Annotated in this window: 14 protein-coding genes; 9 read left to right on the forward strand and 5 right to left on the reverse strand. The window is 59.7% G+C overall.

All coding sequences use genetic code 11. The features are described from left to right. Positions 1-2 precede the first annotated feature (2 nt). On the forward strand, positions 3-398 hold the full coding sequence (locus tag ACK6D9_RS01980) for a YkvA family protein (RefSeq protein ID WP_322987812.1): 396 nt from the start codon (positions 3-5) through the stop codon (positions 396-398). A gap of 61 nt (positions 399-459) precedes the next feature. On the opposite strand, the gene ACK6D9_RS01985 is transcribed toward ACK6D9_RS01980, so the two are convergent. Next, positions 460-1,035: a sigma-70 family RNA polymerase sigma factor gene (locus ACK6D9_RS01985; protein WP_412050445.1), complete on the reverse strand. Its 576-nt coding sequence runs from the start codon at positions 1,033-1,035 to the stop codon at positions 460-462. Positions 1,036-1,325: 290 nt separating this feature from the next. Between ACK6D9_RS01985 and ACK6D9_RS01990 the strand changes: the two genes are divergently transcribed. Continuing rightward, the gene (locus tag ACK6D9_RS01990; protein WP_322987814.1) at positions 1,326-1,829 is read left to right on the forward strand and encodes an invasion associated locus B family protein; all 504 of its coding nucleotides are present in this window, start codon (positions 1,326-1,328) and stop codon (positions 1,827-1,829) included. 85 nt (positions 1,830-1,914) lie between these two features. On the opposite strand, the gene ACK6D9_RS01995 is transcribed toward ACK6D9_RS01990, so the two are convergent. Next, positions 1,915-2,319, reverse strand: a complete 405-nt coding sequence (locus tag ACK6D9_RS01995; RefSeq protein WP_412050446.1) for a hypothetical protein — start codon at positions 2,317-2,319, stop codon at positions 1,915-1,917. An 80-nt stretch (positions 2,320-2,399) separates the two neighbouring features. Here ACK6D9_RS01995 and ACK6D9_RS02000 point away from each other — a divergent pair, with 80 nt between their 5' ends. Continuing rightward, positions 2,400-2,972 carry a TetR/AcrR family transcriptional regulator gene (locus ACK6D9_RS02000; protein WP_412050447.1) on the forward strand — a complete coding sequence of 191 codons (573 nt, stop codon included), beginning with the start codon at positions 2,400-2,402 and terminating at the stop codon, positions 2,970-2,972. A 117-nt stretch (positions 2,973-3,089) separates the two neighbouring features. Then, the gene (locus ACK6D9_RS02005; protein WP_412050448.1) at positions 3,090-3,695 is read left to right on the forward strand and encodes a hypothetical protein; all 606 of its coding nucleotides are present in this window, start codon (positions 3,090-3,092) and stop codon (positions 3,693-3,695) included. Between the two features lie 23 nt (positions 3,696-3,718). On the opposite strand, the gene ACK6D9_RS02010 is transcribed toward ACK6D9_RS02005, so the two are convergent. Then, on the reverse strand, positions 3,719-4,411 hold the full coding sequence (locus ACK6D9_RS02010; protein WP_412050449.1) for a helix-turn-helix transcriptional regulator: 693 nt from the start codon (positions 4,409-4,411) through the stop codon (positions 3,719-3,721). A 99-nt stretch (positions 4,412-4,510) separates the two neighbouring features. Here ACK6D9_RS02010 and ACK6D9_RS02015 point away from each other — a divergent pair, with 99 nt between their 5' ends. From ACK6D9_RS02015 to ACK6D9_RS02025, 3 genes are read left to right on the forward strand one after another with little or no spacing between them, the layout of a single operon-like run. After that, positions 4,511-4,780, forward strand: coding sequence for a hypothetical protein (locus tag ACK6D9_RS02015; RefSeq protein ID WP_412050450.1), 270 nt, complete (start codon positions 4,511-4,513; stop codon positions 4,778-4,780). A 40-nt stretch (positions 4,781-4,820) separates the two neighbouring features. Continuing rightward, positions 4,821-6,056 (forward strand): 23S rRNA (adenine(2503)-C(2))-methyltransferase RlmN, encoded by a 1,236-nt coding sequence (rlmN, locus tag ACK6D9_RS02020; RefSeq protein WP_322987820.1) that lies wholly within the window; start codon positions 4,821-4,823, stop codon positions 6,054-6,056. Positions 6,057-6,063: 7 nt separating this feature from the next. Then, positions 6,064-6,552 (forward strand): hypothetical protein, encoded by a 489-nt coding sequence (locus ACK6D9_RS02025; RefSeq protein ID WP_412050451.1) that lies wholly within the window; start codon positions 6,064-6,066, stop codon positions 6,550-6,552. Here ACK6D9_RS02025 and ACK6D9_RS02030 read toward each other — a convergent pair whose 3' ends face one another. Beyond that, positions 6,553-7,194, reverse strand: a complete 642-nt coding sequence (locus ACK6D9_RS02030) for a LysE family translocator (RefSeq protein WP_412051705.1) — start codon at positions 7,192-7,194, stop codon at positions 6,553-6,555. Between the two features lie 520 nt (positions 7,195-7,714). Between ACK6D9_RS02030 and ACK6D9_RS02035 the strand changes: the two genes are divergently transcribed. Then, positions 7,715-8,869 carry an alpha-hydroxy acid oxidase gene (locus ACK6D9_RS02035; protein ID WP_322987822.1) on the forward strand — a complete coding sequence of 385 codons (1,155 nt, stop codon included), beginning with the start codon at positions 7,715-7,717 and terminating at the stop codon, positions 8,867-8,869. Positions 8,870-9,061: 192 nt separating this feature from the next. Here the strand turns inward: ACK6D9_RS02035 and ACK6D9_RS02040 are convergent, their stop codons facing one another. Continuing rightward, positions 9,062-9,916 (reverse strand): SDR family NAD(P)-dependent oxidoreductase, encoded by an 855-nt coding sequence (locus ACK6D9_RS02040; protein ID WP_412050452.1) that lies wholly within the window; start codon positions 9,914-9,916, stop codon positions 9,062-9,064. 230 nt (positions 9,917-10,146) lie between these two features. Here ACK6D9_RS02040 and ACK6D9_RS02045 point away from each other — a divergent pair, with 230 nt between their 5' ends. Next, complete coding sequence (locus ACK6D9_RS02045) at positions 10,147-11,376, forward strand: argininosuccinate synthase (RefSeq protein WP_412050453.1); 1,230 nt, start codon at positions 10,147-10,149, stop codon at positions 11,374-11,376. The last annotated feature ends 205 nt before the right edge of the window (positions 11,377-11,581 follow it).

An 11,581-nucleotide genomic window follows, 5' to 3' on the forward strand; every position in this document is an offset into this window, starting at 1 on the left:
GCATGAATGCCCTTGAGGGTGAAATTCTCGAGCCGGAAACCAAATTCGGCAAATCGGACAAGGCCGCCAACGAGGCCTCGGTGCGCGCCGGCTTCTGGCGCACCTTCAAAAAGGCGGCGCGGCAGATCCCCTTTGCCGAGGACCTGGTGGCGGCCTATTATTGCGCGCTTGACCCGCAGACGCCGACCAAGTCGAGGGCGGTGCTGTTTGGCGCGCTGGCCTATTTCATCATGCCGATGGACGCGATCCCCGATTTTCTGGCGCTGGTCGGATTCTCTGACGATATCGCCGTGCTGACGCTGGCGATCGCCACCATCCGCTCCAACATGACCGACGCTCACCGCGCCGCCGCCCGCAAGGCGCTGGCCGAACTGGGCGAAGACGCGCAAACCGGCTGAAACCCGGCTTCGGGCGCCAAAATCGCAGCCAATCAGGCAGCTTCGGGCCGAATTAGCCCGCTCAATGCAGCGTCATGTCGCCGTCGCCCTGTTCCAAGCTGCGGCGCAACCGCGCGAACGCCAGCCGGATACGGGATTTGACAGTGCCCAAGGGCAATCCGGTGTCTTCGGCGATCTGGCTGTGCGAGCGGCCAAGAAAAAACGCCTGTTGCAACAGCATCACCTGCTCCTCAGGCAGTTCAAGCATCGCTGCGCGAACCAGTTGGTCGCGTTCCTCGGCCTCGACAATATCGTCGGCAGTCTCCACCGGGGATGGTTGCAGGGCCGGATCGTGCGGATCGAGCAGGTCCGAGCGGTCGCGTCTGAGCGCATCGATGCGGCGATTGCGGGCAACACGGAACAGCCACGTAGAGAGCGAGGCTTTGGCCGGGTCAAACATTGCCGCCTTGTGCCACAGCACGATCATCACTTCCTGGGTCATTTCCTCGGCCTGTGAAGGGGCCATGCCAAGCCGCTGCAGATAGGATTTGAGCCGTGGCGCAAAATAATCGAACAATTCGGCGAACGCCTGCTGGTCCCGCCTGACGGCCACTGCCTCGGTGAGTCGGGCAAACCGCTGTTTCATATTATTCGACATTCACCGCGCAGAACTCCGTTGCCTGATTGCGACCGGCCAGCACCCGAAATCATCTGACAAACACCTACACGGGAATTGGCAAAGGTCAAACTCTTGCCGGATTCACGTTGTTACAAACGGTGAGCAAGGGACCCGACAAAACCAAATCGCGGCACGTTCACCTCCTGATGGGGTTTCATTGACGCTTTGGTAACCAGGATTAAGTCAAAATGAACCAATCAACTCGCCATCCGCGAGAACTATCTGGGCCAGAGGCCCGCAAAACGAGACCACGAACTGGTAGGAAAATCATGTTTGGGAAGACAATCGCAACCGCAGTGACGGCGCTTTTTGCTTTGACCGCCGCCGCGTGGGCGCAATCGCCCACCAGAATCCAGCAATTCGACGCCTGGGGCGCCTACTCGTACGATTCGGCGGGCGGCAAGGTTTGCTATGTGCTGTCAGTGCCGATTAGTTCGGCCCCCACCAATGTCGATCACGGCGACATCTTTTTCCTGATTTCGCAACGCCCGGGGCAGAATGTCAGCTACGAGCCGAACGCGATGATGGGTTACCCGCTACAGGAATCCTCCAAGATCACCGTCAACATTGACGGTCGGAATTTCACCATGTTCAGCCGTGGCAATTCCGGCTGGGTCGAAAACGCCGCCCAGGAGCCGCAACTGGTGGCTGCCATGAAGGCGGGATCGACGATGTCGGTCAAGGCGGTGTCGCGACGCGGCACCAACACCTCCTACAGCTACTCGCTCAAGGGCGTGACCGCGGCGCTCAGCAAGATCGCCAGCTGCAAATAAAGCGCGAGCCACCCGCTCCGCAGCAATGAGAAGGCCGGTTGACCCCGGCCTTTTTTGCATTGGGTCACCAGCCTTTATCGCCCGCTCACAGATGCCCCAGCGCCTTGTGGCTCAGAAGCCCAACATAGAAGGCAAGAATCAGATCGAAGATCTCGATTAGTCCCAGCATCAGCGGGATCGGATCCGGCGAGCGCGGAAACACGCCGCCAAGATCCAGCAGCACCACGAACACATAGCCCCAGCAGGCAGCAATCGCCGCCCACGCAGCTTTCGGCCTTCCGCCGAGCAAGCCTATCGCCGCGCCGATGGCAATCAGTCCCAGCAAAACCAGAAACACGTTGAAGCCCCAGAACACCGGGCCGCCAAGCGCGCTGAAATCGCGGGTTTCAACCGGCCCGCCGGGAACCAGGGTGATGAAACTTGCCACCAGCAACAACAACAGCCAACCCGCCGTCCTGGCCGCCCGGCCCGGATTGATCGTCTGATACATCGGCTTTCTCCATACTTTGAGTATGTACTCTATCCAGCATAATCCTGTTGCCCCTGTCAATACTTTGAGTATGGTTGACTATGACCCGACAACAGCGACTCACCCCACAGGATTGGATCAAGGCAGCCTTCCGGTTGCTGACCGCTGACGGCCCGAGCGCCATTCGGGTTGATCTGTTGTGCCGCGCGCTCGATGTCACCAAGGGCTCGTTCTATTGGCATTTCAAGGATTTGGCAGCACTCAAGGCAGCGATGGTGAGCCACTGGCAACAGGTCGCAACTCATGACCTGATCACGTCGCTGACAGCAGCAGAGCTGGCGCCGCGCGCGCTGATTATCCGGCTGTTCGAAGACGTTCTCGATGTTCCAGCGCGCGATTATGGCGGCGCCATGGCCGAAACCGCGATCCGCCACTGGGCCAGCGGCGATGCGGCGGTTCAGGCAGTTGTCCGTGACGCCGATGCCGAACGACTGGCATTTCTGACCCTGCAACTGCGCGCCGCCGGACTGACAGGCCCCGAAGCCCGCTCGCGCGCCTCGTTCCTCTATGCCGCGCTGATCGGCATGGAACAACTCGCCGCAGAACCGGCGCTCACTCCCACCAACATCTCGGGCTTTGTCGACGCCGTACTGACGCCCCCGGCGCCGCAATGACGGATCGCCGCCAATCGCCACTCATGCGTTAACCACCGCGCAGATCACGCACAGCGTGTCGGGTGATGGTGATATAGTTTGCCGCCACTACGTCACCCGCCCCATGAGAGAATTGCCGTGAAGCGCAATGATCAACCCGACACCAAAAAAGTCGACCGGATACTGGGCGTGCGATGGAAGAAGGTCAGAAAACCTCTTTTCGGCATTCTTGCCTTTACCCTCGTCCTGGTCATTGCCTACTGGCATGACCGCGGCGAAACACTGCCGCCGCTCGACGATATCGTCGCCACCGACAGCATCCGGATCGCACGCGGTGGTAGGCATTGGTCCGGCCTGTGGATGATCTGCTCGAAGGGACCGCAATTGAGGTTTGTCCTCAATACGTGGGTCCCGAACACCGTCGACCGAGTCCGTGACGGCTGGACGGAGACCCTGCGTGCCGACATTTACATACGGACCGACAGCGTCATAACTGCGGAGAACCTCAAGAACTATACCCAATTTCTCTTCCGCGACGCCATTTGGCGTCGCCGACAGGGAGACGATATCCTGCTGACCCCTCCATTGTCGCCAGAGCAAATTGCAAATCTCCTCGCAGTAAACTTGCCCGCACCTCCCAAGCGCATATCGGTGCATTTCTCTGAACAGGGCACGGTCATGCGCGGGGTCACCACTGGCAACGCCATCACCGCCTTTGCCAAGCGCTGTCTCGCGCAAAGCTGATCGTTCCTGATTACGCCTTCAATTCAGGCTCCGGCGCTGGCTTCGCCCCACGGGTTCTGCTCCAGCCAGATCGCCCTCAGCGCCTCGGATTGACCGGAGAAGCGGTCATCGAGAACATCGCAGCCGTAAATACGGTCGGTGCGGAAATGCCTGAACGAGGCCCTGAGTTCACACCAGCCGGCCAGCATCATGCATTCGAGATGATAGACCAGCGCCAGTGGCCGCACCGTGCGCACTGTTTCCTGTTCCTGGTCATCGCGATAGGTCAGCCGCAATTTGCGTTCATTGCGAATGGCGTCACGCAGGCTTGAAACTGACACACAGCCCTTGGCCGGGTCATCCAGCGGCGCGCCCCAGGGCGTCACCTGCAGCCAGTCGGCCGGGCCATGCAGCGCGTCAACCTTGGCATGAATCCGCCGCGCCGCGTGTTGCAAGGCACTGTCGCCGGTGCGCGACAGCAGCGCCAGCCCGACCCTCAATGCCTCGATTTCCTCGAGATCGAAATTCAGCGGCGGCAGATCGTAGCCCTTGCGCATCACATAGCCGATGCCGGGTTCGCCCTCGATCGGCGTGCCCATGATCTGCAGGGCGGAAATGTCGCGGTAGATCGTCCGCGCCGAAACCTCGTTTTGCCGCGCCAGCATCTCGGCCGTCATCGGCCGTTCGGCCGAGCGCAGAATCTGGATGATTTCGAACAGGCGGTTTGATCGGCGCATGGCAAAGGCTCCCTGACCACTCCTGACAGTATAGCACCCACCCCTGACAACAGGGTGTCAGCAGCGATCTGGTCTGATCCGGAAACAAGGAGACCGGATATGAGCTATTACGACCACGCCACGATGATGGCCCTGAAGCTGGGGCCCTGGCGCGAGACTGCCACGCACACCCGTGACGGTCACATTCCACATTGTTTCGAAGCCGTTGCCCTCCACACCGCGCCGCCAGTTCCGTCCAATGGCCCAACCCGGCTGGTACGGCAACTGCTGGGCCGGCTTGCCACGGCATCAACCGCCATCAGGGCTGCCTCTAGTGCGCGCCTCAGCGCACCCCATGCGGATGGAGGTGACGCGCCCGGCAAAACCTGATAGGACCCGGCCTTCGTTAAACATGAGCGCCGAACCCCTGATGCCAGTTACCCTTGACCTGACAGACCCTTCCGCACGCCCCGTCCGCCCGTCTTCCCCGCAGGCAATCGACGGCAAGCCGACCCTTGTCGGTCTCAACCGCGAGGAACTGGCTGCAGCGATGGCCGAAGCCGGTGTGCCCGAGCGGCAGCGCAAGATGCGCGCCAGCCAGCTCTGGCACTGGCTCTATGTCCGCGGCGCCTCGGATTTCGCCGACATGCACACGATTTCCAGGGATCTGCGCGAAAAACTCGACGCCCATTTTACGGTTGCCCGTCCGGAAATTGTCGAGGAGCAGATTTCCAACGACGGCACCCGCAAATGGCTGATGCGGTTTCCGCCACGCGGCGCCGGCCGGCCGGTCGAGGTCGAAACCGTCTATATTCCCGAGCAAGGCCGCGGAACCCTTTGCATCTCCAGCCAGGTTGGCTGCACGCTGACCTGTACCTTCTGCCACACCGGTACCCAGAAGCTGGTGCGCAACCTCACCGCAGACGAGGTGCTGGCGCAATTGCTGGTCGCCCGTGACCGGCTCGGCGATTTCCCCCACAAGGATACGCCCCAAGGCGCGATCGTGCCGACCGAAGGCCGCAAGGTCACCAACATCGTCATGATGGGCATGGGCGAGCCGCTGTATAATTTCGATCATGTCAAGAAGGCTCTGCTGATCGCCGCCGATGGCGACGGGCTGGCCCTGTCACGCCGCCGCATCACGCTGTCGACTTCCGGCGTGGTGCCCGGCATCGTTCGCACCGGCGAAGAAATCGGTGTCATGCTGGCGATTTCGCTGCACGCGGTGCGCGACGAGTTGCGCGACGAACTGGTACCGATCAACAAGAAATACCCTTTAAAAGAGCTGCTTGATGCCTGCCGGACCTATCCCGGCGTCTCCAATGCGCGCCGCATCACTTTTGAGTATGTGATGCTCAAGGGCGTCAATGACAGCCTTTCCGACGCCAAGGAACTGGTGCGGCTGCTCAAGGGTATTCCCGCCAAGATCAACCTGATTCCGTTCAATCCCTGGCCGGGTTCGGCCTATGAGTGCTCGGATTGGGAGACAATCGAGATATTCGCCGATTTCATCAATGCCAATGGCTACGCCTCGCCGATCCGCACCCCGCGTGGACGCGACATCCTTGCCGCCTGCGGCCAGCTCAAGAGCGAGTCCGAGCGTATGCGCAAGACCGATCGGCTGGCGCTCGAAGCCATGATGATCGCCGGCCACGGCGCCGACTGACACCGCCATGAGCGATATGATGCGCCTGCTCGTCCGCCTGTTTTCGATTGCTTTCGGCTTTTTCCTCGGCTGTGTGGCGGCGGCATTGGCCTATGTATTTCTGGCCCGACTGATCGTGCCCGCCGATTTTGGCAGGATTGACGAGCTTGAACTCACGGTAACGCTGGCCATCGGCGTGTTCGGCGTTGCCAGCATCTTTGCCCGCGCGGTGTTGCTGCCGGCGCTGACGATCATCGCCGTGTTCGAATTCATGCGGCTGCGCGACTGGCTCAGCCATGCGCTTGCCGGCGCCGTGCTGGCGCTTGCCATTGCCGGCCTGCCCTACGTCTCCGGCTATTCGACCGACACCACCGATACGCTTGAGCCCGCCATGCTGATCGCCATTCGCACCGCCTGCGCCATTATCGGCGCCAGCGTCTACTGGCTGCTGACCGGCCGCAATGCCGGCCGCTGGCTGCCCAGCGAACGGGCTGGACCAGTGGAGAGTGACACCTGATCAGCGGCTTTGGGTCAGCAGGATCTTCACCGCAAAAACCGAAAACACCGCCGCAAAGACATAATCCACGATCCGCATCACCTGCGGTTTGCGCTTCAACCAATCCGCCAGCCCGTTTGCGCCAAGTACAACGACAATGGCAATCGGCAGCGCAATCAGAATCGACAGCAACCCGAGAAAGATCAGCTTGCCGGTCACATGCGGATCACTGACGCTGACGAATTGCGGCAGGAAGGTCATGAAGAAGATGATCACCTTCGGATTGAGCAGATTGACCCACAGGCCATTGAGAAATGCCTTGCCCATCGACGCATTGGTTTTGCCTGTGGTTTTGACCGAGAGAACCGACCGGTTGCGCACAGCCTGAATGGCGAGCCACAGAAGATACCCGGCACCTCCGGTTTTCAGAACCAGAAAGGCCACCGGGGAGGCAACCACCAGCGCCGACACGCCGAAGGCCACAAGCAGCGTGTGTATGCCAATGCCGAGATTGGTGCCGAGCAGGGTCATCAGGCCGATGGCCCGACCGTCGCGTATGGTCCGGCTCATCCACAAGGTCATGTCCGGGCCGGGTGTGATCGCCAGCAAAAGCGTCGCAAGAGCAAACGCAGCAAGGATGGGCAGGCCGGGTATGTAGTCCATGAACATGTCGGTGATCCTGATCAGCGGAGACACTGTCTTATGCCAGTTTCAGCGCACCGCCAATCGGGTCATTATCCAGGCCAGTATTTAGGGGCCCGCGGAGATCGTCAGATGTCCCTTTGAACCCATGGTTAGCAAAACCGGGGTCCCGCGAATTGAATTGGCCGATGATCAACCAACCGTCAAAACTGGCCGGGAGCGGACCCTGGGTATCTTCGGCCCGCTGACTGACAGCGGACACGATCCACCATAATGAGAACGCCTTCACGCAAAAAAGAATGAGCTGTACATGCACTGATTCAAAGAGATCCAGCGTCCTTTGCGCATCCAATTGGATGCGCAGCGCTTTTGGGAAATTTGGGGTTATCTGTCGTCCACAACTCGGATGGCACTACCAGCGCAAGATCTGATGGTTTATGCTCCGGTCATTGGTTCAAATCAGCAGTGCCCCCAACCCGCCTGGTTTGTTCAGTTCGACGAACTGAAATGATTCATTATTGCAAATTGGGCGTGAGAAAATATGCGGCTTAAGCATTGCCACAACTTCCAGGATTTCCGGACTCTCGCCAAACGCAGGCTGCCCAGTCCGATTTTCAACTATATCGATGGCGCAGCTGATGACGAGGTCACCTATAACCGCAATACCGCGAGCTTCGATACTTGCGATCTGATCCCGAATGTCCTGCGTGGGGTGGAGACCGTCGACATGTCCGTGACGGTCATGGGGCAAAAACTCGACATGCCGATTTATTGTTCGCCAACGGCGCTGCAACGGCTTTTCCATCACGATGGTGAAAATGCGGTCGCAGCAGCAGCAGAAAAATTCGGCACCATGTTCGGCGTCTCGTCTCTGGGCACGGTCAGCCTCAGGGAAATTCGCGAGAAATACAAAAACCCGCAAGTCTATCAGTTCTATTTCCACAAGGACCGCGGCCTGAACCGGGCGATGATGGAAAGCGCCAAGGAAGCTGGTGTTGAAGTCATGATGCTGACTGTCGACAGCATCACCGGAGGCAATAGAGAGCGCGACCTGCGCACCGGTTTCTCAATCCCGTTCAAGCTGTCTCTTGCTGGCATGGCTCAATTTGCCATCAAGCCGCTGTGGGGCATCAATTACGTCACCCATCCGAAATTCGCGCTTCCTCAGCTCGATGACCACGTGGACATGAGCGATGGGGCCCTGTCGATTGGCCGCTATTTTACGGAAATGCTTGATCCCTCGATGAACTGGGATGATGTGGCTCAGATGGTCAAGGAATGGGACGGTCAGTTCTGTCTCAAAGGCATCATGAGTGTTGAGGATGCCAAAAAAGCAGTCGATATTGGCTGCACGGGCATTGTGCTCTCCAACCACGGTGGGCGGCAACTTGACGGCTCTCGTGCTCCGTTCGATGCACTTGCTGAAATTGTCGATGCGGTGGGGCACAAGATTGATGTCATCATGGACAGCGGCATCCAGCGCGGCACCCACATCCTCAAAGCACTTTCGCTCGGAGCCAAAGCTGTTGGTGGCGGGCGTTTCTACCTCTACCCGCTGGCTGCCGCTGGTCAGCCTGGCGTTGAGCGCGCTCTTGGTCTCATGAAAGCTGAGATCGAAAGAGATATGCGTTTAATGGGCTGCCGTTCAGTTGATGAACTTTCGCGCTCAAACCTGGCGTTCCGTGGCGTCAACTGACAAAGCCTTATCTGGCTCAATCTATCCTTATTCTTTGCTCGGGGTTCGACCGCTGGACCAATATCATCGCGGCATACATGGGAGCATAACGGCAACACCCATCATGTCGTGCCAGCACGATTTTCGATACCCGGCACCGCTGGTTTACCCGCCGAGCAGTCCTCCGTTCTTCTTTGATGGATAGTTCCGGCACTATTTCTTCAGGGAATCTTCGAATTTTGTCTTATAGTCTGGATGCCAGCGCGACAGCGGCGGGCGGTTTTCGATGATGTCGCCCGCCGCCCAGGCGATACGCTTCTCATCGGTGGCGCGGTCGACGTCATTGTCGGGGCACAGGATGTAGAAATCGCCCCGTTCGAGGCTCTCCATCATGAAGTCGACGGTTTGTTCCGAAGTCCATGCCGCGGCCGGCTTTTCGGTCCGCCCCCTGGCCGTGAGCGCCGTATGGACATAACCCGGAATCAGCAAATGGGCGCTGACCTGGCACTCCGGCGTATTGCGCAGTTCGTGCTGCAAGGCTTCGGTAAAGGCCTTCACCCCAGCCTTGGCGACATTATAGGCCGGATCACCGGGCGGCGTGGTGATACCCTGTTTGGAGCCGGTATTGATGATCATCGCCGGCTCACCATGCGCCATCATTCGGGGTCCGAAGGCGCGGGTTCCATGGATGATCCCCATCAGATTGACATTGAGCACCACGTCCCAGTTGGCCTGCGGGCCGAACAGGCTGCTGCCGGGCTGAACGCCGGCATTGTTCATCATGAGGTGAACCGGCCCGAACCGGTCGGCAACGGCACGCTCAAGCGCACCAACAGCCTCGATATCACTGACATCGGTTTCAATCGCCGCAATGTCGCTGGCTGTATTTTCGGCCAGCACACCTACCGTTTTTTCAGCTTCCGCCAGCGCTTCCCGATTGACGTCAACCAGCACCACGCGCATGCCGGCTTCCGCGAAAGTTCGGGCCGCAGCAAGACCGATACCGGATGCGGCGCCTGTCACCACCGCGACTTTGCCCTTGGCAATTACCGATTGAAGATGAGCCATTGTGCGCTTCCTTTGCTGTGACCTGTCCCTTGAGCCATAGGGCGCAAGCCGGCCGCGCGTCAATCGCGCTGCTTTCCACACAGCCCCGCGGAGGAAAGTCTGACGGCAGAATGGTTCAATCCAGCCATCAAGCGCTCAAATACTTGCATGACGCCGCAAACCGGCTAAAAGAGCGGCAAACCTGAGGGTTTGGTTCCCAAACCTGCCACGCACACATGGACCGTTCAATCATGACATCGCACAAGGACGTCAAGAAGGTCGTACTCGCCTATTCCGGCGGGCTCGATACTTCCATCATTCTCAAATGGCTGCAGACCGAACTTGGTGCCGAAGTCGTCACCTTCACGGCCGATCTCGGCCAGGGCGACGAACTCGGGCCGGCACGCAAAAAAGCCGAACTGATGGGGATCCCCGAAAAGAACATCTATATCGAGGATGTGCGCGAGGAATTCGTCCGCGATTTCGTCTTCCCGATGTTCCGCGCCAATGCTGTCTATGAAGGCGTCTACCTGCTTGGCACCTCGATTGCCCGGCCATTGATCTCCAAGCGTCTGGTCGAGATTGCCGAGGAAACCGGCGCCGACGCCATCGCCCATGGCGCCACCGGCAAGGGCAATGACCAGGTTCGTTTCGAACTCTCCGCCTATGCGCTCAACCCCGACATCAAGGTGATCGCACCCTGGCGTGACTGGAGCTTCAAGTCGCGCACTGATCTGATAAATTTTGCCGAAGCCCACCAGATCCCGATCCCCAAGGACAAGCGCGGCGAGGCCCCGTTCTCGGTCGACGCCAACCTGCTGCACTCCTCTTCCGAGGGCAAGGTTCTCGAAGACCCCAACGACGAAGCACCTGACTATGTCTACCAGCGCTCGGTGTCGCCCGAGCAGGCGCCCGACAAGGCCACCGAGATCGAAATCGGCTTCAAGTCTGGCGATGCTGTGTCGATCAACGGCGAACCGCTGTCACCAGCCACCCTGCTGGCCCGCCTCAACGATCTTGGCCGCGACAATGGCATCGGCCGGATCGACCTGGTCGAAAACCGCTTTGTCGGCATGAAGTCGCGCGGCGTCTATGAGACCCCCGGCGGCACCATTCTGCTCACCGCCCATCGCGGCATGGAATCGATCACGCTGGACCGCGGCGCCGCTCACCTCAAGGACGAGCTGATGCCGCGTTACGCCGAGCTGATCTACAACGGCTTCTGGTTCTCGCCCGAACGCGAAATGCTGCAGGCGGCCATCGACCACAGCCAGCGCGAGGTTGAGGGCACGGTGAAACTCAAGCTCTACAAGGGCAACGTCATCCTCACCGGCCGGGCTTCGCCGAAATCACTCTATGACGATGCGCTGGTGACCTTCGAGGACGACCGCGGCGCCTACGACCAGAAGGATGCCGAGGGCTTCATCCGGCTTAACGCGCTGAGACTGCGCACGCTGGCGGCACGTAACCGCAACAGCTGACCGATAAGACGCCGGGTCACTGGATCCGATTTCGGGAACGCGCTGTTACGGCGGCGCGTTCCCGCTTCAACGCCGGGCGCCGTGTGCTGGCTACGCGCGACCGCACCCCCTAAATCTATATGGTTACAGATCCGATCCGGCCTGCCGATCAGCACAGCGTCGCGCATTTGACCGCCAGCGGCGGCGGTGCGCCTTGTTCGCCCGC

Origin of the sequence: Hoeflea sp. Naph1 (assembly GCF_046837775.1) — a bacterium.
Taxonomy (GTDB): Bacteria; Pseudomonadota; Alphaproteobacteria; order Rhizobiales; family Rhizobiaceae; genus Hoeflea.